The sequence below is a fragment of the Ruegeria sp. CDSA246 genome, assembly GCF_059611225.1.
This window is the reverse complement of sequence record NZ_JBXWPD010000015.1, coordinates 66,091-89,906: the sequence shown is the minus strand read 5'-3', so window position 1 is coordinate 89,906 and position 23,816 is coordinate 66,091. Positions and strand designations below refer to the sequence as shown.

Annotated in this window: 27 protein-coding genes; 13 read left to right on the top strand and 14 right to left on the bottom strand. The window is 57.8% G+C overall.

Features of this window, described 5'->3' with window-relative positions; all coding sequences use genetic code 11:
* Nucleotides 1-2: 2 nt before the first annotated feature.
* The 7 genes from AC2FI9_RS18290 to AC2FI9_RS18260 all read left to right on the top strand — a co-directional run bounded on the left by AC2FI9_RS18290 (nt 3) and on the right by AC2FI9_RS18260 (nt 6,772).
* Nucleotides 3-1,235, top strand: a complete 1,233-nt coding sequence (locus tag AC2FI9_RS18290) for an MFS transporter (RefSeq protein WP_496769639.1) — start codon at nt 3-5, stop codon at nt 1,233-1,235.
* Nucleotides 1,236-1,269: 34 nt separating this feature from the next.
* Complete coding sequence (locus AC2FI9_RS18285) at nt 1,270-1,698, top strand: Lrp/AsnC family transcriptional regulator (protein ID WP_109311283.1); 429 nt, start codon at nt 1,270-1,272, stop codon at nt 1,696-1,698.
* 73 nt (nt 1,699-1,771) lie between these two features.
* A complete protein-coding gene (locus AC2FI9_RS18280; RefSeq protein ID WP_496769637.1) occupies nt 1,772-2,461 on the top strand; it encodes a lytic transglycosylase domain-containing protein in 690 nt (229 codons plus the stop codon).
* A gap of 9 nt (nt 2,462-2,470) precedes the next feature.
* A complete protein-coding gene (gene flhA / locus AC2FI9_RS18275) occupies nt 2,471-4,558 on the top strand; it encodes a flagellar biosynthesis protein FlhA (protein ID WP_496769635.1) in 2,088 nt (695 codons plus the stop codon).
* Nucleotides 4,555-5,328 (top strand): flagellar biosynthetic protein FliR, encoded by a 774-nt coding sequence (locus tag AC2FI9_RS18270; protein ID WP_496769633.1) that lies wholly within the window; start codon nt 4,555-4,557, stop codon nt 5,326-5,328. The genes flhA and AC2FI9_RS18270 overlap by 4 nt, the downstream gene beginning before the upstream one ends.
* Nucleotides 5,325-6,410, top strand: coding sequence for a flagellar type III secretion system protein FlhB (flhB, locus tag AC2FI9_RS18265; RefSeq protein WP_496769631.1), 1,086 nt, complete (start codon nt 5,325-5,327; stop codon nt 6,408-6,410). Before AC2FI9_RS18270 ends, flhB begins: the two co-directional genes overlap by 4 nt.
* Nucleotides 6,410-6,772: a hypothetical protein gene (locus tag AC2FI9_RS18260; RefSeq protein ID WP_496769629.1), complete on the top strand. Its 363-nt coding sequence runs from the start codon at nt 6,410-6,412 to the stop codon at nt 6,770-6,772. The genes flhB and AC2FI9_RS18260 overlap by 1 nt, the downstream gene beginning before the upstream one ends.
* A gap of 18 nt (nt 6,773-6,790) precedes the next feature.
* Here AC2FI9_RS18260 and AC2FI9_RS18255 read toward each other — a convergent pair whose 3' ends face one another.
* From AC2FI9_RS18255 to AC2FI9_RS18215, 9 genes are read right to left on the bottom strand one after another with little or no spacing between them, the layout of a single operon-like run.
* Nucleotides 6,791-7,318 (bottom strand): flagellar basal body-associated FliL family protein, encoded by a 528-nt coding sequence (locus tag AC2FI9_RS18255; protein ID WP_496769627.1) that lies wholly within the window; start codon nt 7,316-7,318, stop codon nt 6,791-6,793.
* A 12-nt stretch (nt 7,319-7,330) separates the two neighbouring features.
* Complete coding sequence (gene flgH, locus AC2FI9_RS18250; protein WP_496769625.1) at nt 7,331-8,062, bottom strand: flagellar basal body L-ring protein FlgH; 732 nt, start codon at nt 8,060-8,062, stop codon at nt 7,331-7,333.
* Nucleotides 8,062-8,478: a flagellar basal body P-ring formation chaperone FlgA gene (flgA, locus tag AC2FI9_RS18245; protein ID WP_496769622.1), complete on the bottom strand. Its 417-nt coding sequence runs from the start codon at nt 8,476-8,478 to the stop codon at nt 8,062-8,064. Before flgA ends, flgH begins: the two co-directional genes overlap by 1 nt.
* Nucleotides 8,478-9,263: a flagellar basal-body rod protein FlgG gene (flgG, locus tag AC2FI9_RS18240; RefSeq protein WP_496769620.1), complete on the bottom strand. Its 786-nt coding sequence runs from the start codon at nt 9,261-9,263 to the stop codon at nt 8,478-8,480. The genes flgA and flgG overlap by 1 nt, the downstream gene beginning before the upstream one ends.
* 21 nt (nt 9,264-9,284) lie before the next feature.
* Complete coding sequence (locus AC2FI9_RS18235) at nt 9,285-9,995, bottom strand: flagellar hook-basal body complex protein (RefSeq protein WP_496769618.1); 711 nt, start codon at nt 9,993-9,995, stop codon at nt 9,285-9,287.
* On the bottom strand, nt 9,995-10,267 hold the full coding sequence (locus tag AC2FI9_RS18230) for a flagellar biosynthetic protein FliQ (protein ID WP_496769616.1): 273 nt from the start codon (nt 10,265-10,267) through the stop codon (nt 9,995-9,997). Before AC2FI9_RS18230 ends, AC2FI9_RS18235 begins: the two co-directional genes overlap by 1 nt.
* A 4-nt stretch (nt 10,268-10,271) precedes the next feature.
* On the bottom strand, nt 10,272-10,562 hold the full coding sequence (gene fliE, locus AC2FI9_RS18225) for a flagellar hook-basal body complex protein FliE (RefSeq protein WP_113789169.1): 291 nt from the start codon (nt 10,560-10,562) through the stop codon (nt 10,272-10,274).
* An 11-nt stretch (nt 10,563-10,573) separates the two neighbouring features.
* Entirely contained in the window at nt 10,574-10,960 is a 387-nt protein-coding gene (gene flgC, locus AC2FI9_RS18220; protein WP_496769614.1) for a flagellar basal body rod protein FlgC, read from the bottom strand.
* 12 nt (nt 10,961-10,972) lie between these two features.
* Nucleotides 10,973-11,359, bottom strand: coding sequence for a FlgB family protein (locus AC2FI9_RS18215; protein ID WP_496769612.1), 387 nt, complete (start codon nt 11,357-11,359; stop codon nt 10,973-10,975).
* A gap of 104 nt (nt 11,360-11,463) precedes the next feature.
* Here AC2FI9_RS18215 and AC2FI9_RS18210 point away from each other — a divergent pair, with 104 nt between their 5' ends.
* The 6 genes from AC2FI9_RS18210 to AC2FI9_RS18185 all read left to right on the top strand — a co-directional run bounded on the left by AC2FI9_RS18210 (nt 11,464) and on the right by AC2FI9_RS18185 (nt 18,685).
* On the top strand, nt 11,464-12,783 hold the full coding sequence (locus AC2FI9_RS18210; protein ID WP_496769691.1) for a FliI/YscN family ATPase: 1,320 nt from the start codon (nt 11,464-11,466) through the stop codon (nt 12,781-12,783).
* 84 nt (nt 12,784-12,867) lie between these two features.
* On the top strand, nt 12,868-13,704 hold the full coding sequence (locus tag AC2FI9_RS18205; protein WP_496769610.1) for a flagellar motor protein MotB: 837 nt from the start codon (nt 12,868-12,870) through the stop codon (nt 13,702-13,704).
* Between the two features lie 98 nt (nt 13,705-13,802).
* Nucleotides 13,803-15,098 carry a flagellar hook protein FlgE gene (locus AC2FI9_RS18200; protein ID WP_496769609.1) on the top strand — a complete coding sequence of 432 codons (1,296 nt, stop codon included), beginning with the start codon at nt 13,803-13,805 and terminating at the stop codon, nt 15,096-15,098.
* A 34-nt stretch (nt 15,099-15,132) separates the two neighbouring features.
* The gene (flgK, locus tag AC2FI9_RS18195; protein WP_496769607.1) at nt 15,133-16,584 is read left to right on the top strand and encodes a flagellar hook-associated protein FlgK; all 1,452 of its coding nucleotides are present in this window, start codon (nt 15,133-15,135) and stop codon (nt 16,582-16,584) included.
* A gap of 2 nt (nt 16,585-16,586) precedes the next feature.
* Nucleotides 16,587-17,594: a flagellin gene (locus tag AC2FI9_RS18190; RefSeq protein ID WP_496769604.1), complete on the top strand. Its 1,008-nt coding sequence runs from the start codon at nt 16,587-16,589 to the stop codon at nt 17,592-17,594.
* Nucleotides 17,591-18,685 carry a flagellar basal body P-ring protein FlgI gene (locus tag AC2FI9_RS18185; RefSeq protein ID WP_496726706.1) on the top strand — a complete coding sequence of 365 codons (1,095 nt, stop codon included), beginning with the start codon at nt 17,591-17,593 and terminating at the stop codon, nt 18,683-18,685. Before AC2FI9_RS18190 ends, AC2FI9_RS18185 begins: the two co-directional genes overlap by 4 nt.
* A gap of 62 nt (nt 18,686-18,747) precedes the next feature.
* Here the strand turns inward: AC2FI9_RS18185 and AC2FI9_RS18180 are convergent, their stop codons facing one another.
* The 5 genes from AC2FI9_RS18180 to AC2FI9_RS18160 are packed head-to-tail and all read right to left on the bottom strand — an operon-like array spanning nt 18,748 to nt 23,810.
* Complete coding sequence (locus tag AC2FI9_RS18180) at nt 18,748-19,392, bottom strand: DUF1523 family protein (protein WP_496769602.1); 645 nt, start codon at nt 19,390-19,392, stop codon at nt 18,748-18,750.
* A gap of 11 nt (nt 19,393-19,403) precedes the next feature.
* Nucleotides 19,404-19,670: a hypothetical protein gene (locus AC2FI9_RS18175; protein ID WP_496769599.1), complete on the bottom strand. Its 267-nt coding sequence runs from the start codon at nt 19,668-19,670 to the stop codon at nt 19,404-19,406.
* On the bottom strand, nt 19,671-21,008 hold the full coding sequence (locus AC2FI9_RS18170; RefSeq protein WP_496769597.1) for a DUF6638 family protein: 1,338 nt from the start codon (nt 21,006-21,008) through the stop codon (nt 19,671-19,673). It lies immediately after the preceding gene.
* A gap of 2 nt (nt 21,009-21,010) precedes the next feature.
* The gene (locus AC2FI9_RS18165) at nt 21,011-21,883 is read right to left on the bottom strand and encodes a hypothetical protein (protein WP_496769594.1); all 873 of its coding nucleotides are present in this window, start codon (nt 21,881-21,883) and stop codon (nt 21,011-21,013) included.
* Nucleotides 21,876-23,810 carry an AAA family ATPase gene (locus AC2FI9_RS18160; protein WP_496769592.1) on the bottom strand — a complete coding sequence of 645 codons (1,935 nt, stop codon included), beginning with the start codon at nt 23,808-23,810 and terminating at the stop codon, nt 21,876-21,878. Before AC2FI9_RS18160 ends, AC2FI9_RS18165 begins: the two co-directional genes overlap by 8 nt.
* Between the last annotated feature and the right edge of the window lie 6 nt (nt 23,811-23,816).

The following is a 23,816-nucleotide window of genomic DNA, read 5'->3' as shown; positions in this document are numbered from 1 at the left end:
CGATGCTGAGCGTCCTGAAGAACCGTGTCTATCGGCATTTACTGGCGGCTCAGGTGGTTGCGTTGATGGGAACCGGGCTGGCGACGGTTGCCTTGGGGTTGCTCGCCTTTGATTTGGCCGGTGACGCGGCAGGTATGGTTCTGGGAACCGCCCTGACCATCAAGATGGTGGCCTACGTGGTTGTCGCCCCGCTCGCCGCTGCGTTTGCGGAACGGCTGGACCGACGCAAAATGTTGGTGGTGCTAGATCTGGTGCGTGCCGCCGTTGCGCTTTGTCTGCCGTTCGTAACCGAGATCTGGCAGATCTATGTGTTGATCTTCCTGCTGCAATCGGCCTCTGCCGGTTTCACCCCTGCCTTTCAGGCAACGATCCCGGATGTTCTGACAGATGAGCAGGACTATACCAAAGCCCTCTCGCTGTCCCGGCTGGCCTATGACCTCGAAAGCCTGCTCAGTCCCGCTCTGGCTGCAGCGCTGTTGTTGATCATGAGCTTCGACAGCCTGTTCTGGGGCACAAGCTTTGGGTTCATTGCATCGGCAATCCTTGTCGTGTCGGTCGCCCTGCCTTCGCCCAAACCGACGAAACGGAGGGGGATTTACGACCGGACGACCCGTGGCATCCGCCTATACCTTGGTACGACACGGTTGCGCGGCTTGCTGGCGTTGACCTGGACGGCCGCGTCAGTCAGCGCGATGGTTATCGTCAACACTGTCGTAATCGTGCGCGCTGATCTTGGGCTGTCGGAAAGCGCTGTGGCCGTAGCATTGGCCGGGTATGGGGGCGGCTCGATGGTGGCGGCCTTCATCCTGCCGTCTCTTCTGAACAACTACGAGGATCGCAGCGTTATGCTGGCTGGTGCAGCATTCGGGACACTTACGATGGCCGTTGCAGCGGGGTTGTTCGCCTCGACCCAGATGACTTTGTGGGGGCTCGCAGTGTTATGGGCAGGTGCTGGCTTTGGCTATTCAGCCACTCTGACACCCTCCGGCCGTCTGCTGACACGCACGGCCCGCCCGGAAGACCGACCAGCAGTTTTCGCCGCGCAGTTCACCCTGTCCCATGCCTGCTGGCTGGTACTGTACCCGATGGCCGGGTGGCTGATGACCACCAAAGGAACCGAACAGACATTGATCTGGATGACTGTGGCGGCCCTTTTGGGGCTTGGTGTTGCGCTTCTGATCTGGCCGCGCTCCAGGCAGAAAATCACGTCGGGCGAACACGCTGACAAACCTTGAGCATCCCAAGGTATTTGCACTACACCTTGGCCCTATGGATCAGCTTGACCGCCGCATCATCACAGCCCTGCAGCACAACGCCCGCGAATCTACGACTAAGATCGCGGCGAAACTCGGTGTGGCCCGGACCACCGTGCATGAACGCATCCAACGGATGGAAGAACGCGGCGTGATTGCCGGGTATTCGGTGGTTCTGAGCGAGCCCGAAGACGCCCCGCGCGTTCAGGTCGTTGTCTTGCTTGAGGTTCAGCAAAAAGAGACCAAACGTATTATCAAGCGGCTGGAAACTTATCCCGAGGTCAAACTCTGCCTGTCGATCAATGGGGAATTCGACCTGCTGCTGTCCGCCGAAGCCCCCAGGATCGAGGATCTGGACATTCTGGTCGACGAATTGGCAAAGATCCCCGGGGTTTTGCGAACCAACACCAGTGTCGTGTTCGGCCGCCGGATCGACCGAAACTGAGCGGCCGATAACCCTCTGTAAACCCTGACACAGCTAGCTTGGCCCGGACTGATCAGAATCCCGGACCGGCAGAATGCCATATCGAACGATCTTAGGACTGACCTTGGTGACGCTGTTGGCTGCGCCGCAGGGTTTTGCCATGCCCAACACCCGAACAGCCCGCATCTGCGACCACGCCGCCCAGCGCGCCGCCCGGTCCGAAGGTGTGCCACAAGATGTCATGCGCGCCATTGTCCGCGTTGAAACGGGCCGCACAGCTGACGGGGCACTGCAACCCTGGCCCTGGACGATCAATGTTGAAGGAAAGGGCATTTGGTTCACCTCAGAGTTCGAGGCAAAATCATATGTGTTCGACATCTTCAAAGCAGGCAAACGCAGCTTTGATATCGGGTGCTTCCAGATCAATTACCGTTGGCACGGCAAGGCGTTCCGCTCGATCGACGCCATGTTCGACCCAGATGAAAACGCCACATATGCCGCGCGGTTTCTGAAAGATCTATATGCCGAGCTGGGCTCGTGGAAAGCTGCCGCCGGGGCCTATCACTCGCGCACACCCGCTTTGGCGAACGCCTATGTGGCGCGTTTTCAAACCGTTCTGGCTCAGTTGGATCAGCAAACTCCAAACGCATTTGCGACGCGCGATCCGTTTACCGGGGCTGCCGATCCATTAATTCCACGTCGGGCAGAGCCTGCCAACACTGGCGCGATGGGATCGCTAGTACCGGTGGCTGGTGCCGCGACGGCCTTCATACAGTTCAACTAGGAGCTTTGTGTGCCCAAGATCGACGCCCGTTCGCTTTTCTCTCCGACCGTGCTGCTGGCGCTGGCGTTGATGACTGTCATCGTAATGATGATCCTGCCTATGCCCGCATGGGTTCTGGATGTTGGCCTGTCCGCCTCATTCGCGCTGGCGATTCTGATCTTCACACTGACGTTGTTCATCGAACGCCCGCTGGATTTTTCGTCATTCCCAACCATCCTGCTGGCCTCGCTGATGCTGCGACTGTCGCTGAACGTGTCCTCGACCAAGCTGATCATCGGTCAGGGGCATACCGGCCCTAACGCAGCCGGAGATGTGATCGAAGGCTTTGCGAACTTCGTCATGGGCGGCAGCATCTTTCTGGGCCTTGTCGTGTTTGGTGTGCTGCTGATCGTGAATTTTATGGTCATCACCAAGGGCGCGGCCCGCATGGCCGAAGTCGGCGCGCGATTTGCTCTGGACGGAATGCCCGGCAAACAGCTGGCCATCGACAGCGACATGTCCGCCGGGGCCATTGATCATCAACAAGCGAAAGAGCGCCGCGAACGTGAACAACAGGAAACCACGTTCTTCGGCTCGCTCGACGGGGCCTCGAAATTCGTCAAAGGTGATGCGGTTGCCGGGCTGTTGATCACGCTTCTGAACCTTGTGATGGGCCTGATTATGGGCGTGATCGTGCAGGGAATGCCCATCTCTGCCGCGTTTGAGACCTATGCCATTCTGACTGTTGGCGACGGACTGGTCTCGCAAATTCCCGCCGTGATCATCTCGATCGCTTCGGCACTTTTGCTGGCGCGGGGCGGAACCCAGGGTGCGACCGACAGCGCGATCTTCTCCCAACTGGGGCGCCACCCTGCGGCGCTGGGCACAGTGGCGATGCTGATGGTGTTATTTGCGTTGGTGCCCGGCCTGCCCTTTTTGCCCTTCATCCTTGGCGCAGGCGTTCTGGGCTATGCGGCCTATTCGGTGCACCGCAAACAGAAGGCCGAGGCCGACGCGGAACATGCGCCCTCGACGCAGGATGAGACCCCGGTTTCCCAAGCCATCGGGGACATTCTGGATCTGGATGATGTTCACCTGGAATTCGCCCCTGATCTTGTCAGCATGGTTCTCAACCCCGGCACCGGGCTGGACGCACGAATTGCCAATATGCGCACATATGTCGCCTCAGGCTTTGGACTGATCCTGCCTGACATTCGCCTGACAGACCGGGCGGAACTGCCACTGGGAACCTATGTGATCAAGGTACAGGGGGTCGAACAGGCACGCGGTGTTCTCAACCCTGATCTGGTACTGGCGCTGGTGCAGGACGGCCATGACATGCTGCCTGAAGGCAATGATGTGACCGAACCTGTTTATGGCGCTCCGGCGCGCTGGATTCTACCAAAGGATCAGGAAGCCGCGGCGCTGAGCGGCGCGACCATCGTTTCTCCCCCCGAGATTTTGGCGACACATCTGCTTGAGATCATCAAACAGAACTTCGCGCGGCTGCTGACTTTGAAATGCCTGCGCCGCCTGCTGTCCGAGATGACACGGCTAAGCGATCCGGTTCGGGCCGAAGCGAACCGCAAGCTGCTGGACGAGCTGATCCCGGACAAGGTGCCAATCGACACGTTACATTCTGTTTTGCGCCTGCTGCTGGAGGAAAAAGTCTCGATCCGTAACATGGCCCTGATCCTTGAAACTGTGGCCGAGGCGCGCTTGACGACGGCGCAACCCGAAGGGATTTGCGAACTGGTCCGGCAAAGATTGGGATTCCAGTTGGTTGCTGACATGAAGCGGGGAGACGGTTCCATTCCGCTGATCCAGCTTTCGCCTGAATGGGAAGACACGTTTGCCTCGTACCAGATCGACGCGCCCAACGCCGGATTGGATGTCGCCCTGCCGCCGAACCTGTTCAACAAACTGGCAGATGGTGTCGTCGAAGCCGTCTCGCAATCCGCCGATCACGGGGTATTTCCGGCAGTCGTAACCTCAACTCGTCGGCGTCGGTTGCTGCGCACGATCATGCAGGCGCGGGGGGTGTCGAATCCGGTCCTGTCCTTTGAGGAAATCGGGCTCGAGGCCAGACCCGCGTTGGTCGGAACGATACCCGCATGATCGCCGTGCCTCCAGCGTTGCTGCCGGAACTGGCAGATGGTCTGTGGCACCTCTTTGCCGTCTTCCTGCGCGTGTCGGCGCTGGTATCGCTATTACCCGCCTTCGGGGAACGCAGCATTCCAACCCGCGTCAAGCTGGGGATCGCCGCGGCATTTACACTGATCGTGACGCCCGCCGTTCCAGCGCCCGACCACGGGCAAGGGTTATTGCCTTTGGCGCGGATGATTGGCTCCGAAACACTTGTCGGGCTGGCACTGGGCATTGGACTGCGCCTGTTCGTGCTTGCCTTGCAAACTGCGGGGTCCATCGCGGCACAATCGACATCTCTGTCGCAGATTCTGGGCGGGGCCGCTGTCGATCCTGTTCCTGCAATGGGATATCTGTTGACACTCGCAGGTCTGACATTGGCGGTTCTGCTAGGCTTGCACATCCGCGTCGCGCAATTTCTGATCCACAGCTACACGCTGTTTCCAATGGGCGTTGCTCCGCTGGCACCGGATATGTCGCAATGGGGCGTGAAACACATCGCGCGCAGTTTTGGTCTAGCGTTCAGCCTGGCCATGCCCTTCGTCATCGCGTCGCTGATCTATAACCTTGCGCTTGGGGTCATAAACCGGGCGATGCCTCAGTTGATGGTGGCCTTTGTCGGTGCCCCCGCGATCACCTTCGCGGGTTTGTTTCTGCTGTTTGCTGGCATCCCTTTGATTTTGTCAGTGTGGTCCGATGCCCTGTTCGCCTTCATTGTGAACCCGCTTGAGGTCAAAAGATGAGCGATCAGGACGACGACAGTGACAAGTCCTTTGAGGCGACACCGCAAAAGCTGCAGAAGGCGCGCGAAAAAGGGGAAATCGCCAAGTCCAACGACCTGAACGTTGTGGCGGCCTATGTCGGTTTGCTGGTTGCTATGCTTGCTGCGGGGCAATTCGCGGTGCGCAACATGGGAACGTTGTTTGTCGTGTTGATTGATCAGGCAGATGATTTTGGCCAACTGCTGACAACAGGTTCGGCGTCCAGCCCCGTCGGGGGGATGCTGCAGACGGCTGCATTGTCTGTTTCGATCCTGTTTGGCCTGCCCGCCGCCGCCGTCCTGCTCAGCCTGATTTCGCAACGTGCGCTGGTTTTTGCGCCCACCAAGCTGAAACCCAAGATGTCGCGCATTTCGATACCGTCCAATGCCAAGAACAAATTCGGGCGCAGCGGCTTGTTCGAATTTGCCAAGAGCTTTGCAAAACTGGTGATTTACTGCACATGCCTGGCGCTTTTCCTGCGGGCCAACCTCAGCGAGATTCTGTCTGCAAGCGCGACTCAAGCCCAGTCTTCAGTGATGCTTATGATGAATCTGCTGTTTCGGTTCATGTTCATCGTCATTGCGGTGGCTCTGACCATCGGTGTGGTCGACTACATCTGGCAATACGCCGAACACATGCGCAAGAACCGGATGTCGCGCAAGGAAATCCAGGATGAGACCAAAGATGCCGAAGGCGACCCGCATGTAAAACAGCAACGTCGTCAGCGCGCCCAGGATATCGCAACCAATCAAATGATGGCCAAGGTGCCAAAAGCCGATGTCGTGATCGTCAACCCGACCCATTTTTCCGTCGCACTGAAATGGTCCCGAACCGCCGGATCGGCACCTGTTTGCGTGGCCAAGGGCGTGGATTCCGTGGCCGCCGCGATCCGCGAGGCCGCCGGGGCGTCTGGCGTCCCGATCCATCCCGATCCGCCAACGGCACGTGCGCTGCACGCCACTGTTGAGATCGGGCAGGAGGTCTCGGAAGAGCATTATCGCCCCGTTGCCGCCGCTATTCGGTTTGCCGAGGCGATGCGCAAACGGGCGAAGGAGCAGATCTGATGAACCGCAAGCAGCTACAGGATCTGGCAAAAGTTACCGAAGCCGCGTTTCAGCGAGAATTCCAATCCCTGCGCCCGTTGCTCGAGGCCGAGGCACGGGTACAACAACAATTGGCCCGACTTGACGCCCAAGTCCAACAAACCCGGCAAGAGACAGCGTCTGCGGAAGGTTACCGTATTACCGGAACGGATGCTCTTTGGAACGGGTGGGAATCGGCGACACGCAGGCAGCTCAACATGCAGCTTGCGCGGTTACGAGCACAAAAGCTGACAGCCCTTACGAATCTGCGCGTCGCATTCGGGCGCAAGCAGGCGGTTTCCAATTTATGCAAAAAACCCAATAAGGATTTGCCCGTGATCTAACCAGGGCCGGCCGACCCGTCACGTATCCTGACGGTTCACACTCATGATCAGAACCTTTGAGACATCGTCCCCTAAATCCTTGCGCGCCTCATCCAGCAGCGCCTGGCGTAAGACGGCCAGGTTATCCGAGCGGGTGAAGTTCCCGTCAAAACCACCGGTATTGGCGTGGTCGAACAGCACCTGTAAAAAGCGGTCACGCAGCTTGGGTTCCGAGGCATAGAACGGCTCGGCCATTCCAGGTGTGACCTCAAGGCTTAGCGACATGGTGACAAGTGCTGCAATCCGATCAGATTCCACGATCGGAACAACAAATTGCTTGGTCAGCTTCAGATATTCATAGGTACCTGAACCTTCCTTTTTGTCCGCTTTGCCGGATTTTTTTGCCGTGGCATTCGGGTCTTTCTTCTTAGTCTTGTGTTGTTTTGACTCGACGTTCATATCTTTGGCAATTTCTGCCTTATTGTCCGAAGGGGCCAGAAACACGCCTGCCGCGATGCCGCCAACCAAGCCCGCGAAAAGAAGGGCGACCGGGATCAGTATTTTCATCACTCCCTCCCCTCAGAATGGTAGAATGGAATCCAGAATTTGCTGCCCGTAACGGGGCTGCTGAACGTCAGTGATCTGACCGCGACCACCGTAAGACACACGCGCCGACGCGATCTTGTCGTAGGTAATCTCATTCTGACGCGAGATATCCTGAGGGCGCACATAGCCCGCGACCAAAAGCTCACGCAGTTCAAAGTTGACGCGCAATTCCTGCGAGCCCGAGATCGAAAGCACACCGTTTGGCAAAACATCAATCACGGTCGCGGCCACCCGCAATGTCAGCTTTTCTTTTCGCTTCACTGATCCTTTGCCTTTGCTGGTCGACGAGGAATCGATCGACACGGCTTCGTCCAGGGATGCGCCATTTGGCAGGTGCTCGGCCGCGCGTTGCGGTAAGCCAAACAGCCCCGGCACCTCAAGACTTTCCGAGCCGCTACGGGATCGGTTGGTGTCATTCGATATCTCGGCCTTTTCGTCCAGCTCGATCACGACCGTCATGATGTCCCCTTTCTTGATCGCGCGCTGATCTCCCAGCAGAGACTGCTGACCACCGCTCCAAAGCGAGGATTTGTCGACACTGCGCGCCGGCTGCGTATGCAAAGGCAAGCCGGGCCAAAGCATCGCCACATGTTCCGGCGACTCATCATTGGACGTAAAGCTTGGTGGTTTGCCAAGGTGATCCACACGGCCACAGCCCGACAAGGTGAGAACGGCAACCAACAGAGTTTTAGGAAGTACTGACATCATTTTACCTCGATCTGGCCGTTCGACCGGATACGTCCGGTTACGGTTGTGCGTGACGACAGGTTCATGACCCGGATTCGATCCCCGACCGCGCCACGGCCCAACGCGCGACCCTCGGCGGTGATGGACAGGGGGCGGCGGTCAAAAACAAGAACGACAAGATCGTTTCGATCCACAATTGCAGGCGGACCGAAATCGCCCTCACGAATAGGACGCCCGGGGTAGAGGGCGACGCGCGCCTCTTGCCCAACAAGAAAGTCCACATTGCTCACCGCGTTTGGAACCATCTGATCCTTGGTTTCCAGGTCAGTGGCTGAAATGATTTCCTTGGCCCGAATGGTGCGTTTCGACACCACAATTTCAGCCATTGCCGGGATCGGAGCCGTCAAGGCCAGAACAAAACTCAGAGCCCGCATCACCGCACCTGCGTCGTTGCGCCCATCATCTGATCGACGGCGGATATGACCTTGGCATTCATTTCATATCCTCGCTGTGCCTCAATCAGTTCGGTAACCTCGCGCACCGCATCGACCGAACTGTCCTCGAGATAGCCCTGCCGCAGCGTGCCCATCCCATCCTCTCCGGGTGCGCCAACCACGGGCGCGCCCGAAGCTTCGGTTTCTTTGAACAGGTTGCTGCCAATCGCCTCGAGCCCCTTGGCGTTGGAAAAACTGGCCAAAGTGAACTCTCCCAGCAGTTGCCCCTCTGGCGCGTCATCGAAATAGGCGTAAACTTCACCCGCGGGGTTAATCGAGATCGACCGCGCATCGTCGGGAATGGTGATCTCGGGCGCTACGGCAAACCCGTCCGATGTTACGATCAGCCCCTCGGCTGATCGTTTCAGGCTGCCATCGCGGGTATAGCCGGACTGGCCGTTGGGCAGCGTCACTTCCAGATAACCGCGCCCTTCGATGGCGATGTCCAGATCGCTTCCGGTGGCTGACAAAGCACCCTGCGATAGCTGCACGGTCACCGCCGCCGGGCGAACCCCAAGACCTAACTGGATACCTGTTGGCAAAACCGTACCGTCATTGGCATTGACCGCGCCTGCTCGTGCCATCTGCTGATAGTGCAGATCGGCGAATTCGGCGCGCCTTGCGTTGAAACCCGTGGTGTTCATATTCGCAAGGTTGTTCGAGATCGTCTCGACTCGCATCTGTTGCGCCGTCATTCCCGTCGCCGCGATTTTTAAAGCCCGCATGTCAAATTCTCCTTGTACAAATCAGCGCATCAGCGCCTTGAGCGCACCGCGCACACGTTCGTCTTCGGCCTCCAGAAAGCTCTGCCCCAATTCATAGGCGCGCTGGATCTCGACCATGCGCGAGACCTGGGCGATGGCATTCACATTCGATCCTTCGAGAAAACGGTGAACGACCACAGGTTCTTCGACTGGTTCAATATCGCCCTCGGCCCGAAACTGCGTGCTGCCTTCGCGCACCAGTGTTTTGGGATCGGCAACGCGGTAAACACCGATTTGTCCCAGCAATTGCCCGTCGACACTCAGCGTACCGTCGCTGCCGACATCAATGGTTGCCGCGTCCGGCGGGATAAAAACGGGCGCGCCATTGCTATCCAGCACACGGTGCCCGTCCATTGTCACCAGATCTCCGTCCGCGTTGGATGAGAACGCACCAGCTCGGGTCAGACGGTTGCCCGCGGGGGATTCAACCATAAAGAACCCATCCCCTTCGATGGCGAAGTCGAACTGCCCTCCGGTTTCGGTCAGCACGCCTTGCTGCAGCGACGTATTGCGCACTTCGGCGCGGCTCATGGACAGGGACGGGTTTCCGGACATATCGCGTACGAATTCCGAGAAAACCAAACCTTGCGCGCGGTAGCCGGTGGTGTTGGCATTGGCGATATTGTTCGCCACCAGGCGCATTTCGTTCATCAGACCCGATTGCCGGGACAGGGTGACATAGGCGGTATCCATCAGCGACCTTCTGCGATTAAAGGGATCAGTGTTCCTGCGAAGAACGTGACCAGCGTCTGGGTCATGAAGCCCATTGAGATCCAGAACACGATGACGATGGCGATCAGCTTGGGCACGAAGGTCAGCGTCATCTCCTGCACCGAGGTCAGCGCCTGGAACAGGCCAACGATCAGGCCCGAAACCAGCGCCACCGCCAGGATCGGAACCGAGGTGATGACCGCGACCCAAAGCGCCTGACGTACGATGTCATAGAACAGACCTTCGCTGAGCATTGCGTCAGACCGGCATCCGCAGGATTTCCTGGTAAGCCTCGACCACCTTGTTGCGCACGATCACAGCTGTTTCCACCGCCAGTTCGGTCTGCGCCAGCGCCTGCACCAATGCATGCGGATCGGCCTGCCCGGTCATTGCGGCCTGCGACATCTGCTCGGACTGTTTCAGCGTCGCGGCAAAGTCCTGAAACCCTGCCCGCAGCCCCTGGGCCATTCCGGCATGGTCTGGGTCAGCTTGCGTTGCGGGGCGCGCGCCCGCATAACTCTGGGCCGCATTGATTGCTCGGATATCCATTTTGGTGTCCTTTATTTTCTAAGAAGGTCCATCAGGCTCGACGACATCTGACGAGTCTGATCGAACATCTTTAGGTTGGCTTCGTAACTGCGTTGCGCCTCGCGGGCGTCGGCGATCTCGATCATCAGATCGACGTTCGAGCCACGATAGTGACCCGTGTCATCGGCCATCGGATGACTTGGGTCGTAAATGCGAAACAGCGCGCGGCGGTCCAGCTTGACCCGCCCAGCCTGCACCATTTCGTTGCCGCCTTTGTTCACGGCCTCAAACGGAACCGTCTTGCGCCGATAACCCGGCGTATCCGCGTTCGAGATGTTTTCGGACACATGGCGCAAACGCGCGGCCTGTGCGCGCAAGGCGCTGGCAGAGGCCGTCAGAGAATGGGAAAAGTCACTCATCCTATGGCCCCCTTATGCCCGGCCGACGCTGCTGCGCAGAATGTTCATTGAAGATTTGTAGATCGCCAGGGCACGGTCATGCTGACGCTTGACCTCAACGCCTTTTAGCATCTCTTCCTCGACAGAAACGCCATTGCCATTTGGGTCACCCGAAGGCGAGGCTTCAATCTCAGCCCAAGGTTTTGGGCCGCCAATACCGTTGAGGTGACCCGCCCGCGTCGCAGTCATGGCGACCTCACGACCCGAGCTTTCGAAGGCTTTCTGAAAATCCTCGATATCGCGGGGCTGGTAGCCTGGCGTATCCGCATTGGCCATGTTTCGTGCAATGACGGATTGCCGTTGCCCGGCATGGGTTGCCATTGCGTACGCGGTCTTAAAGACGTTCAGGTCATAGAACATCGGGGCTTCTCCCTCGATCAATTTCAATCAAGGCTTAACCCCGATTCCTTTAAAAACCGTTTTCAGAAACCGTTGGAGAACCCACGATGTCCGATCTTGACCCGATGCTTTTGAAATGCGAATTCGACCGCCTTACTGCCATGCACCATATGGGACGAGTGGCCAGTGTCGCGCGCGGGGTCATAGAGGTTGAGGGCCTCGAAACCCATGCCCGGATCGGGGATCATGTGACTTTACGCCGACGCAATGGGCCGGATCTGGCAGGCGAAGTTCTACGTGTCGAATCGGATATGATCCACGTGCTGCCCGCCATGGCACCAGACGGGGTCTGCCTTGGCGACAGGGTGATTCTGCTGCAAACACCCGCCTTTGCGCCGGGTATGCACTGGTTGGGACGGGTGATTGACCCGTTCGGTCAGCCGCTGGACGGAAAACCGCTGCTGCAGGGCATCCAAACGTACGACATCATTCGATCCCCGCCAGCGGCAGTCGATCGCAAACCTCTGGGTGGCCGAATGGAAACTGGTCTTGCTATGCTGAACACCACGCTGCCATTGGTTCAGGGACAGCGCGTTGGTTTGTTTGCAGGTTCGGGCGTGGGAAAGTCCACTTTGCTGGCAACTCTGGCGCGATCTATGCAGGCGGATGCAGTCGTCGTCGCGCTGGTGGGTGAGCGTGGGCGCGAGGTCAACGAGTTTGTCGAACATGCACTGGGTTCCGAGGTAATGAAGCGGTCAGTCGTTGTGGCCGCAACGTCTGATCAGTCCGCCTTGGCCCGCCGCCGATGTGCCTGGTCCGCGATGTCGGTGGCAGAATACCTGCGCAATCAGGGTCTGAACGTGCTGTTTCTGGCGGATTCGGTCACTCGGTTTGCCGAGGCGCATCGTGAGATTGCCGTGGCTATGGGCGAACGGCCTTCGCTGCGCGGATTTCCCCCTTCTGTAACCCCTTTAATTGCCGCCCTGTGCGAGCGGGCCGGGACAGGCACGGAAGAGCAGGGCGACATCACAGCAGTGTTCAGCGTTCTGGTTGCAGGATCTGATATGGATGAACCCATTGCCGATATCCTGCGTGGCGTTCTGGACGGCCACATTGTCCTGAGCCGTGAGATCGCCGAACGCGGCCGGTTTCCGGCCATTGACCTGAGCCGCTCGGTCTCGCGCAGCCTGCCGAGTGCGGCCACGGCGGAAGAGAACCTGTTGATATCCCAAACCCGCCGACTGGTTGGCAGCTATGAGCAATCCGAAGTTATGATCAGGGCCGGGCTTTACTCCGAGGGCGCGGACCCACTTCTCGATCAAGCGGTGCGTGTTCATGATGACCTGGACGGCTTTTTTGCCAAACCCGAAACGGAAGACATCCAGAACAGCTTCAACCACCTGCAGCTGATCCTGCGTAGGGCAGGAACCGTTTTGGCTCAGTAGAGATATCTCGACAGTTTTAAACGTTAAGCCTGCCTTAAGACCTGCGCTGATACCTCGGTATCGGGTGATAAAAAGGTGGTGGAGATGGGTGCGCAATCCAATGCGGCGCCAATCATCATCAAGAAGAAACGTGTGTCCGGTGGCGATGGTCACCACGGTGGCGCGTGGAAAGTCGCATATGCCGACTTTGTCACGGCCATGATGGCGTTCTTCATGTTGATGTGGCTGCTGAATGCAACGACGGAAAAACAACGCAAAGGACTGGCGGATTACTTTTCTCCGACAATCCCCGTGAACCCGGTGTCAGGCGGCGGGGGCGGGGCCTTTGGTGGCAACAATATGTTCTCGGAAAAAACCATGGTGATGGACGGCTCGGGTGCCAGCCAGAAAAGCCCAACCGTTGCGCGGCAGGCGCGTGGTTCGGTTGGCGTGAACGCCGAGGGCGGCAAGGAAAACCTTGAGGATTTCTCGACGCTTGAAGCCAAGCTTTTGGGGCGCACCGGTGAAAGCCTGGTCTCGGACAAGGTCCTGAAACACATCGTCACGCGGGTCACAGATGAAGGTTTGGTTGTCGAACTGTTCGATACCGAGGATCAGCCGCTGTTCGAATCGGGGACCGATAAGCCCACCGCCATGATGCGCGCACTGGCGTTGCTGGTGGCGCGGTCTTCGGACCTGGTGCAGAATGCAGTCGCCGTCGAAGGACATGTGCGTGCGTCGCCGGTTGTCCTGGCGCAAAACCCGGCCTGGGATCTGTCGACGGCCCGCGCGCAGGCAGCGCGTCAGATGCTGCAAGGCAAGGGTTTGTCCGCCGAAAGGCTGGATCGGGTCACGGGCCACGCGGACCGCGAGTTGACGGCAAAAAACCCAATGGCGGTTCGCAACAACCGGATCGAGATCATTTTCCTGCGCACGCCCTAGACCCAAAAGGATAGAACGCATTTTACCTGTTAGCGTGCTGTTAAGGGCCAGCACGTTAGCTGTTGCATCACGTTTTGACGCAACAGAAGGGCGTGCCAATGACAATTTCCTCTTCGCTGAATGCCGGTGTGGCCGCTTTGAAGGCCAACGCGAACCGGCTGGCGACCATCTCTGACAATATCGCCAACTCGTCCACCTTTGGCTACAAACGGGTTGAGACCGACTTTCACTCGATGGTCACCTCCGGTCAGGGTGGAAGCTATTCGGCAGGCGGCGTCAGAACCACGAGTCAACGCATGATCGACCAGCGTGGATCGCTGGTCACAACGAACAATTCAACCGATTTGGCAGTGCGCGGCCGTGGCCTGCTGCCCGTGCGACCCAGCTCTCAGGTGGCGTCAAACTCGAATGAGATGCTTCTGACCACAACTGGCTCGTTCCGCACCAATGAGCAGGGTCATCTGGTGACGCAATCGGGGCTTGTTTTGTTGGGTTGGCCCGCTGGCCCGGACGGATCGATCCCTAATGTGCCAAGGGATACGGCAGCTGCGCTGGAACCCGTCAAACTCAGCGTCAACCAACTAACCGGTTCACCGACCACAAGCATGAACCTTCGCATGAACCTTCCGGCTACGGCGACGGATGCCGGCGCACCGGGTGACGCACAGCCTTTGTCTGTTGAGTATTTTGACAACCTCGGAAAATCGGAATCCGTGAATATTGAATTGGTCCCGACCGTGCCCGGTACGGGCTCCAGCAATGAATGGACGATGACACTGCGCGATACCGCATCTGGCGGTGCGGTGATCGGAGAGTACCGCCTGACCTTCACCGACAGCCGAACCGCAGGCGGCACGCTGGCCAGCGTGACCACCATTTCGGGTGGTGCTTACGATCCGGCAAATGGCAGTTTTGTGGTGAACGTGGATGGCGGGCCGATGGAGATTAATATCGGTCAGATTGGCGACAAAGATGGAATTACCCAGCTGTCGGATACATTTGCCCCCGTATCGATCACGCGCGACGGTGCCCCCGTTGCAACGATGACAGGCGTGAAAGTGGATGAAAACGGGTATGTCTACGCGCAATACGACAGCGGTGTTAGCCGGCGCGTGTACCAGATTCCGCTTGTCGATGTTCCCAACCCGAATGGGCTAACGGCGTTGGATAATCAGACCTATGCCCCATCCCACGACAGCGGAACGTTCTTCCTTTGGAACGCGGGCGATGGGCCAACGGGCGATCTGGTGTCCTTTGCGCGCGAAGAATCGACGACAGATGTTGCAACTGAACTGACATCAATGATCCAGACGCAACGGGCATTTTCGTCAAGCGCCAAAGTGATCCAGACCGTCGACGAGATGCTGCAGGAAACCACAAACATCAAACGTTGATCCGGGGCTTTGAGCTAGGGAAAGGACCTGTCCGATGAACATGACGACAGCATTGAACAACGCGTTGGGCGGTCTGACCGCCGCAAGCCGCGGGGCCGCAGTTGTCTCGGGCAATATCGCCAACGCCCTGACACCGGGCTATGCGCGTCGCTCGCTGGAATTGGCAACAAGTCCGATCTCAGGCAACGGCGTGCGCACCGTCGGTGTGACGCGCCATCAGGACCCGGCCCTGATCGCCAACCGGCGCGATTCCGACGCAAGTCTTGCCGGTGCCAGCGCAATCTCAGAGTTCTACACCCGTTTTGATAAGGCTGTGGGTTCGGTTGATGACCCCAAATCCTTTGCCTCTCGGTTGACCGAATTTGAGAACGATATGACAACGGCCGCCAGCTTGCCCGATTCCAAAGTGCGGCTGGATCAGGCGGCCCGCGCTGCCCGGGATTTGGCGGACAGCCTTAACGCGGCATCCGAAGGTTTACGTCAGGCGCGGTCGGACGCAGACAGGACCATCGGCAAGCAGGTCAACCGCCTGAACCAGTCCTTGCAGGATATCGAAAAGCTGAACAATAAGATCCCCAGCATCAAGAACTCCGGCAGCGATATCAATGCCTTGCTCGATCAGCGTCAAGTATTGATTGATCAAGTGAACGAGCTGATGCCGGTCAAAGTCGTAGCGCGGGATAACGACCGTGTGTCGCTATATTCAGACGGCGGCCTGATCCTTTTAGAGGGGCAGGCAGCAGAATTCAGTTTTACGACTACCGGCGAAACCAAGCCGCACATGACATTTGCCAACAGCCTTTTGTCAGGTCTTGAAATGAACGGGCAGCCTGTGCGTACCGGCGGCAATGGTGCGCAGCTTAGGGGCGGTGCGCTGGCGGCTCAGTTCGAGATTCGCGATGAACTGGCGGTTGAGGCTCAAGTACACTTGGACACCGCCGCCCAAGACCTGATCGAACGGTTCGAGACCGCCGGTCTTGATCCGACCGTCGCGGCAACTGATCCCGGCGTGTTCACCGATGATGGCAATCGCTACGACGCAACTGCGGCAATCGGATTGGCTTCGCGCATACGCTTGAACGTGGCGTTGGACCCCGATGCTGGTGGTGACAGCTGGAAATTGCGGACGGGCCTCGGCGCCGCCACTCCGGGGGATCCAGGCGATGCAACGCAGCTGAGGGCCTTTAGCGCGGTCCTGAACGATGCCCGTCCTGTTGCCGGGGGGTTATATGGCACCGGCAACATGCGAGCTGCGGAAATTGCCGAGGCACTGCTGTCTAAGGCTGGGGCAAACGCCCATGCCGCCGAGGGGCGCATGACATTCGCCAAGCACTCGCAACTGGAAATGGCCAAGATCGAAGCTGAACGTGGCGTGGATACCGACACCGAACTGCAAAACCTGATGCAGATCGAAAAGACATACGCCGCGAATGCGCGGCTCATCTCGACCCTGGATGAGATGATGGACACTTTGCTGAGGTTATGACGATGAATTTGACATCCATTGGTGATCTGGCGCGTGGTTTGACGCTGAGAACCCGGTCGACCGAGATCAAAAACCAGATCGAAACACTGTCCTACGAATTGTCATCCGGACGGGTTCAGGACTTGCCTGGCCATCTGGACGGTGATTACTCTCATCTGCTGGATCTGGATCGCAGCCTGTCCAGACTGGATGCGTTCAAAGTATCGACCGCCGAAGCCGGGTTGTTCACGGATGCGATGCAGCTGAGCCTGAACACAGTTGCCGGCGCTGTTGAGGGGATTACCGCCTCACTTCTGTCCTTTGGCACCTCGAATCAGGCGGTGACCCACGAAAACGCGTCGGCTCAGGCCAGAAACGAACTGGACGCAATCGTGTCCGCGTTGAACACCCGCGCCGGAGGGCGCAGCCTTTACTCGGGCACCGCAACGGATGTCTCTCCGCTTCCGTCCGCTGACACGCTGATCACCGCGCTAGAGGCCGAGTTGACGGGCGCAGCTACTGTCGCGGACATCCGGCAGAGGGCAGAGGATTGGTTCAACGATCCTACCGGGTTCGATGCGGTAATTTATCAGGGATCCGGCACAAAACTGGCCCCCATGCAGATATCCGAGAATGAAAGCGTTTCAATTCCTGTGACAGCGACCGACCCAGCCATCAAAGCTGCACTTCGCGACATCGCGGTCGCAGCCGTGGTCGCGGACAGCGGTCTGAATGTCCCGATGCAACAAAGAACGGCCTTGTTCAAACAATTGGGCGTCGATCTGGTCAACGCCAAGGATCAGTTGGTGGGGCTGCGCGCCGATGTCGGCGCGACCGAGGCCCGAATCGAACAGGCGCAAACACGAAATAACGCGGCGCGGACTAGCCTACAAAGCAGCCGAAGCACATTGATCGCGGCGGATCCCTATGAAACCGCCACTCAGTTGCAAACCGTGCAGTTCCAACTGGAAAGCGTGTATTCGGTCACCGTTCGCAACGCGAACCTGTCACTAGTGAATTTCCTGAGATGAGAGTTCTTGTTTTTCTTCTGATGTTGCTTCCTGGCCTGGCCTCCGCCGGCGCTATCCGACTGAAAGATTTGGTGGACTTCGACGGAGTCCGCGGAAACGATCTGGTCGGTTACGGTCTGGTTGTAGGGCTGAATGGAACCGGTGACGGGCTAAGAAATTCACCCTTTACCGAAGAGATCATGTCCAACATTCTCGAAAGGTTGGGCGTCAACGTCAACGGTGAGGATTTTCGCCCCAAAAATGTGGCCGCCGTTCTGGTGACAGCAAGCCTGCCGCCTTTCTCACGTGTTGGCGGGCAAATCGACGTGACGGTCTCTGCCATCGGAGATTCCAAAAGCCTGTTGGGTGGAACGTTGATAATGACCCCATTGAACGCCGCCGACGGGCAGATTTACGCTGTTGCGCAAGGCACCGTTTTGGCAGGCGGCGTGTCGGCTGAGGGAGAGGCTGCCTCGGTGGTGCAGGGCGTTCCCACATCCGGCGTGATCCCCTCTGGGGCAAGGGTGGAACGTGAAATCGATTTCGAACTATCGGCGCTTACCCAGATGCGCCTTGCTTTGCGAGAGCCTGATTTTACTACGGCAGGCAGGATCGAGCTTGCCATTAATTCCGAATTCAACAGTGCAGTGGCCATCATGCGGGATTCCGGGACAGTTGAGCTGAACATAGCGGCAACGCGGGCAATTTCGACTGCCCACGCTCTTGGGCGAATCGAGAACATTCTGGTCGAACCCGAAACCAAGGCCCGCGTCGTGGTCGATCAGCGTTCGGGCACGATTGTGATGGGTCAGGAAGTGCGGATATCCCGTGTGGCGGTCTCGCAGGGCAATCTCACGCTCACGGTCGAAGAAGCGCCGATCGCAGTCCAACCCAACCCCTTCGCACGAGGTGAAACCGTTGTGGTGCCCAGAACAATCGCGGGAATAGAAGAAGAGGAAGGCACCGGACTGGCTGAAATACCCGAAGCGGCAACCTTGTCCGAAGTTGTGGCAGGTCTGAATGCGCTTGGGGTGTCGCCCCGGGACATGATCGACATTCTGAAGACGATCAAAGCCGCCGGAGCGTTGCACGCCGAATTTATCGTACGCTGAGGAACTCAGCCCAACAGGTCACCGCCAAGGCTGACGGAGAGGCCAAATGGCCCCACCAAAACCTATTTGGATTTCCAGCTGTTTAGCCATTTTCTGAACCTGCTGCCCTGCTCTTCTATGGCGTCGCCGGCGGCATAAAGGCCATCTTCCATATTCTCGATCACGGGATCGACCCGCGCCTCGCGAAACCGGCGCCAGCGGACCCAAAGGGCCCAAACAATCGCGAAGAAAACGGTCAGAAAAATGATATTGAACCAGGGAATGATCCGAACGTCTTGGCTGTCTACTGACCAAATCTTTACTGCATTCGGGAAAATTGACAGGAACTCACTGCGCCAACCGTAGTGGCGAACAACCACCCAGCGAGGCGCTTCGGTTGTTGATTTCAAGTCTGCTGCTTCGGCCTGCAGGTTCGACGAGTTTAGTTTGAAATAAGGTGGCCAGCCCCAGCCGGTGTCTTCGTTCCGATAAACCATGACCTTGCCGTTGGTCTTGCGGGTCTGAATGAAAAACACATCGCGGTTTGGTGTTGTCGCATCACTGCCGACGTCATGAACCGACCAGAAGATGCTGTTCTCACCGGGGTCGATCCGTTTTTCATAGGTATCCGAAATCCGTACCACATCGTGCTGCGGAAGGGTGTAATTCAACACCGCCGCAATCGTGCCCCAGAACATGATGATGATAGCCCATTTGACGTAACGCATCAGCGAAACCCTCACATGAAATTCGTAACATAAATCAGGATTGCGATCAGGCCCAGCGGCACCACGTAAACCCCAAGGATCAGTTTGCGGCGAAACGATCCGTCGTATTTTTTGAGCCCGCGCTGGACAAATGCATCGCGGTCGCCGGTCAGACCCTTTTTTTTCCAATGGGCGATCAGCTTACTGCGCCGTACCCAGCGGGAATAGATTGATACGCCCACATAAATGACCGTCAGAACGACCAGCAACGGGATCAAAAAACGCAGCGCGACGAACATTTAACTTCTCCCTACTGCGCCCCAGGGGCCGACGCGTGCGATGATGTCTTCGCTGATCCGGTCATTGCCGCTCATGTCCGGTTCGTGGCCGAATAGTGCGGCCCGGGCGCCAGCCTTATCCACCTGATACTCGCGCGCAAGGAAGTCGGCAACATAGGCTTTTTTAGCCTCGGGCCAAGTCGCATAGGTGCGGTAGAACAGTTCCTTATGGCAAATGAACACCTGACGCGGGTCCAACGGGGCCAGTTCCGCCAGCAACATGTTCACCAGATCGCGGTTCGGTGTGTTGGTTGCCCGCAACGTATAGAAATAGGCCGGGTGATCCGAGGTGATACGCGGCCACGGTCCGCCATCCTTCGCCCAGCGCAGCAGTTGTGCCAGACCGTGATAAGCCTCGGGCAGACGATCCGAATGGTTTCGCGCCAGCCGTCGCATGTCACCGCGATCCAACCCTGTCAGGTCAACGCCTGCATCGGCTGCGGCGTCTACGGTCAGAAAATCCATCTTTTGCTGCAAGATTGCGGCGGAATTGACACCGCGCGCATCGATGATCGTTTCGACCAAGCCGTTTAGCCCGAGGAACTTGGCAATCTGGTTCCGCTGAGATGGGTCAAAAACGTATTTGATCGGCATATCGTCGGGTCTGGCGCCCATACAGATCACCGCCGGGTGATCCAGATCCGGGAACAGGTAGAGCCCGTCGAAATGCGCTGTCCAGAAATTGCGCTGCTCGAACGCGGTATGACGTAGGCGGACGGGGTTGCGGGTGACGTCGCCGGTTTCTTTGGCCGTTTCGATCATCTTGGCGATCAGAACATCGTCGAACCAGGCATCCTCTTCGGTTTTGAACCGTTCGACCATGCCCGCTAGTTGCTGTGCCTTGCGCAGGGTGCCGCCAGCGGTGTCAGCCTCAACCTCAATCTTGCGCAGGTTTAGCAGATCGCGCGGGGTGGTGAGTTTGATGACCGAGTTCACCAGCTCTCCGGCCACCGCATCGGTGGCGGTCAGGGCAAACAGTTGCGCCTCGTTCATCTCGATGAATTCGCGCAGGATATCGCGCGAGGTTGAGAATTTGACGTTCAGCAGCGGCGCGCGTTTCTGCTCGGTTGTCAGGAGGATGAACTGCCGGTTGACCCCGTTGGGGTTGAGGTAGAGCTCATCCTCCAGCTCAATCCCCACCTCCGGCGAATAGCCGGAGATATCGACATGGAAATCCGTCAGCGCCGTGGTCTTGCCCGCCAGATGCTGCAACGCGCGGTTATACCGCTCGACCAGAGCCGGGCTGGAGATGTGGACGAGGTTGCCGAACATCAGGCCTTTTTCGATGAGGCGGATCACAGTTATGCGCTCTCCCAAAAACTGTCGTTGCCGTGAATATCTCTCAAAGAGGCATAAAACGCTTCGACCTCAAGCTCCGAAAATCTGGTTCTTTGGGCCGCCGACAACTCTCGCTTTAAAAGTATTATTTTCTCCAACACCTCCAAGAGGTCGTACAACCGTTCGGGATACTTTGGCTTCTCCAAGAATTTACCTTGAAAAGCAACCTCATCCAAAATGTGGTAAGTCCCTTTAACATATAAAGATATTCTCCTTACGACTTGATCAATAGGTTCATCATCCGGGACGATCAAAAGAGAACGCTTCCTTTTGATCAACGAATTGGGCTGGTCATGGAAGTGCCAGACATACTTCTCCTTCCGAGCCATTTTTGATTTATTTATTAACGCCTTAAGAAGCTCATCCAACTCTTCTTTCTTCTGCAGGAACTGACGTTGCTTCAGCTCGTCCCGAAACACTCCAGCCTGCTCCTGAAGTGCATCCGCCATCTTTGCTGACTCCTGACGCGACAAACGCAGTTCTTTCCTTTGGGCGGCCAGTTCTTTTCCCTGCAGCATTACTGTCACAATCAACCAAAAGAAGGCCAATGAACCAGCTACGCCAGCAAGCGTGTCACCGACCTCATTGGGTCTGGCCGACCAAAAATAAGAGTACTTTGACCCGGAGCACTCTGCCCCCTCTGGGCAACCCGACGCGAAGGAAAAAAGAAAAATCAGCACAAGAAAGCTAGCTGTTATCCAAATAGCAAATTTTATGGTTGAGTCTAAGTTTCTCCATAACCGCTGAGAATACCTAAACCTCTTTTCTAAAGTCCATTTTTCGAATTTTTGCGGTAAGCAGAGTAGGGTAATGGTTGCCGCGATAACGCTACGCATTCTTCCCCTCCAAATACCGCCGCTTGGCCTCTTCCATCCGGCCCATCTCGCGAACGGCGTTTTCGATGGCTACCTCGTCGCTCTTGTCGGCATAGCGGAACTCACTGTCGGCGTAGCGGTTGATCTCTTGTATCACCATCTCAACCGTGATCGGCTGGCGCAGCTCTTCGATCATCGCCTTTTTGGTGTCGTAGTCGCGGAACAGGAACAGGTCGGGGTTCTCCATCCACTCATCGGGCAGTTCGAAATCCATCGCGCGGACCTTGACCGCGTCGGTGATGTTCTTGATCGCGCGGCCGGTAAAGCGCTCGTCCGCTTGTTGGATCGCCTTGAGGTAGGTGCCCATCTTGGCAATCGTATCCATCTGGCCGATATCGCTGGAGACCCGGTCATAGACCTGCAGCAGAGCCTCTTCGTGCGGGCGGGAATGACTTTCGAAACTGGCAGCGACAGCCTTTTTGATTTCCTGCGCGGCATAGGCCTCGTGTTCGCCCAGCGGGATGTCGTGGTTGCGGCCCATCAGCAGGTGCAGGATGTCGATGTAATCCTCGCGCGTCTGCGGCCCGTCCACCAGGAACCGCGCGCCCGCCCGCTGGCGCAGAGCGTCATCCACATTCTCGGGGTAGTTCGAGAACATGCCAAAGGTGCAGTTGCCGCGCACGACGGTGTTGGCGCCGGCAAAGCTCTCCATCAGCACGGCGGTGATTTCCAATTGCCCAGCTGACGACTGCCGGTCGCCGCGTTTGCCTGCCAGTTGGTCGATATCGTCGATGGTGCCGAACCCGATGACTGAGGGGTCGATGATCGTGTTAATAAACGCCTTGGCGTTCTGGCCGGACTTGCCCTGATAGCTGTCGATATTGTCGGTGCTCAGGTTCTGATAACGGAACGGATAGCCCGCGTTCTGGCAATAGTCGTTGATCAGCCCGGCCATCATCTGGATCAGGGTGGTTTTGCCGGTGCCCGGTTTGCCGTCGCCCATGAAGGTAAAGATGAACCCGCCGAGTTCCGCGAACGGGTTCAGGCGGCGGTCGAAGTCATAGGCCATCACCATCTTGGCCAGCTTCATGGCCTGATACTTGGCGATATGGTTGCCGACCACCTCGTTCGGTTTCTTGAACGTCATGGTGAGGGTGGTGGATTTGGCCTTGGAGGCCGGTTCGAACCCTCGGATCGTCAGGTCGTCGGCTTCAATATGCCAGGCGGCGTTCTGGAACGGGGCCAGATGGCCTGCGGATTGCGCGCGCAGGGTGGCCTTTTCCATCAGTTGCTCGGCATAGGCGCTGGTCGCAGCGATCAGATGAGCATCGTCGGGCGCGTGTTTGGCCAGCGTCTGATCCAGCTCCCACAGCGCGCCGTGCAGGGCGAGTTGGCCGTTGTCGGTCAGGACCTCTTCGATCTCACCGATATCGGCGGTGGTTTCACCCAGATGCGAGGACATCAGATAGGCCAGTGCATTTCCGAAGGTGTGCGAGGTGATCAGAGCTTCCGCCGTCAGCAGTTCCGAGAACTCGGTCTTGCGCGCGGCGGGCAAGTCTCCAGCAAGATTCGCGCGTTTCAGATCAGCCAGCGAGGTCTGTTCCGCATAGGCCTCACCCACAGCCAGAGCGATGGCAATGGCGCGGCGGATGGCCTGCTGCGTGGTCGCCTGAGGCGGCGAGACCAACACATCGCCATCATCTGAGGCCTCAATTCGTTCGACCAGATGCACTCCGGCTGCGCGCACGGTTCGGCGTGTCACCAGCCCCGGCGTCGTGGAGCGGAACCGCCGTCCAGTTGAAACGCCCGGAGACCGCTCGGTCGCCACCTCAACCGCTTTGGCTATCCGTGGCGCGTGTTCGAACCCATTCAGCAAGGCGGTCGCTGCCGGATAATGCTTGCGAATATCGTCCTCGCGCAATTCCATCTGATCTGACGTCAAACTCATTTCAAA

Bases quoted from the DNA above. Each gene is read 5' to 3' on its own strand.
- AC2FI9_RS18290 (WP_496769639.1), top strand. From the start codon at position 3: ATGCTGAGCGTCCTGAAGAACCGTGTCTATCGGCATTTACTGGCGGCT.
- AC2FI9_RS18285 (WP_109311283.1), top strand. From the start codon at position 1,270: ATGGATCAGCTTGACCGCCGCATCATCACAGCCCTGCAGCACAACGCC.
- AC2FI9_RS18280 (WP_496769637.1), top strand. From the start codon at position 1,772: ATGCCATATCGAACGATCTTAGGACTGACCTTGGTGACGCTGTTGGCT.
- AC2FI9_RS18270 (WP_496769633.1), top strand. From the start codon at position 4,555: ATGATCGCCGTGCCTCCAGCGTTGCTGCCGGAACTGGCAGATGGTCTG.
- flhB (WP_496769631.1), top strand. From the start codon at position 5,325: ATGAGCGATCAGGACGACGACAGTGACAAGTCCTTTGAGGCGACACCG.
- AC2FI9_RS18260 (WP_496769629.1), top strand. From the start codon at position 6,410: ATGAACCGCAAGCAGCTACAGGATCTGGCAAAAGTTACCGAAGCCGCG.
- AC2FI9_RS18255 (WP_496769627.1), bottom strand. From the start codon at position 7,318: ATGAAAATACTGATCCCGGTCGCCCTTCTTTTCGCGGGCTTGGTTGGC.
- flgH (WP_496769625.1), bottom strand. From the start codon at position 8,062: ATGTCAGTACTTCCTAAAACTCTGTTGGTTGCCGTTCTCACCTTGTCG.
- flgA (WP_496769622.1), bottom strand. From the start codon at position 8,478: ATGCGGGCTCTGAGTTTTGTTCTGGCCTTGACGGCTCCGATCCCGGCA.
- flgG (WP_496769620.1), bottom strand. From the start codon at position 9,263: ATGCGGGCTTTAAAAATCGCGGCGACGGGAATGACGGCGCAACAGATG.
- AC2FI9_RS18235 (WP_496769618.1), bottom strand. From the start codon at position 9,995: ATGGATACCGCCTATGTCACCCTGTCCCGGCAATCGGGTCTGATGAAC.
- AC2FI9_RS18230 (WP_496769616.1), bottom strand. From the start codon at position 10,267: ATGCTCAGCGAAGGTCTGTTCTATGACATCGTACGTCAGGCGCTTTGG.
- fliE (WP_113789169.1), bottom strand. From the start codon at position 10,562: ATGGATATCCGAGCAATCAATGCGGCCCAGAGTTATGCGGGCGCGCGC.
- flgC (WP_496769614.1), bottom strand. From the start codon at position 10,960: ATGAGTGACTTTTCCCATTCTCTGACGGCCTCTGCCAGCGCCTTGCGC.
- AC2FI9_RS18215 (WP_496769612.1), bottom strand. From the start codon at position 11,359: ATGTTCTATGACCTGAACGTCTTTAAGACCGCGTACGCAATGGCAACC.
- AC2FI9_RS18210 (WP_496769691.1), top strand. From the start codon at position 11,464: ATGCTTTTGAAATGCGAATTCGACCGCCTTACTGCCATGCACCATATG.
- AC2FI9_RS18205 (WP_496769610.1), top strand. From the start codon at position 12,868: ATGGGTGCGCAATCCAATGCGGCGCCAATCATCATCAAGAAGAAACGT.
- AC2FI9_RS18200 (WP_496769609.1), top strand. From the start codon at position 13,803: ATGACAATTTCCTCTTCGCTGAATGCCGGTGTGGCCGCTTTGAAGGCC.
- flgK (WP_496769607.1), top strand. From the start codon at position 15,133: ATGAACATGACGACAGCATTGAACAACGCGTTGGGCGGTCTGACCGCC.
- AC2FI9_RS18190 (WP_496769604.1), top strand. From the start codon at position 16,587: ATGAATTTGACATCCATTGGTGATCTGGCGCGTGGTTTGACGCTGAGA.
- AC2FI9_RS18185 (WP_496726706.1), top strand. From the start codon at position 17,591: ATGAGAGTTCTTGTTTTTCTTCTGATGTTGCTTCCTGGCCTGGCCTCC.
- AC2FI9_RS18180 (WP_496769602.1), bottom strand. From the start codon at position 19,392: ATGCGTTACGTCAAATGGGCTATCATCATCATGTTCTGGGGCACGATT.
- AC2FI9_RS18175 (WP_496769599.1), bottom strand. From the start codon at position 19,670: ATGTTCGTCGCGCTGCGTTTTTTGATCCCGTTGCTGGTCGTTCTGACG.
- AC2FI9_RS18165 (WP_496769594.1), bottom strand. From the start codon at position 21,883: ATGCGTAGCGTTATCGCGGCAACCATTACCCTACTCTGCTTACCGCAA.
- AC2FI9_RS18160 (WP_496769592.1), bottom strand. From the start codon at position 23,810: ATGAGTTTGACGTCAGATCAGATGGAATTGCGCGAGGACGATATTCGC.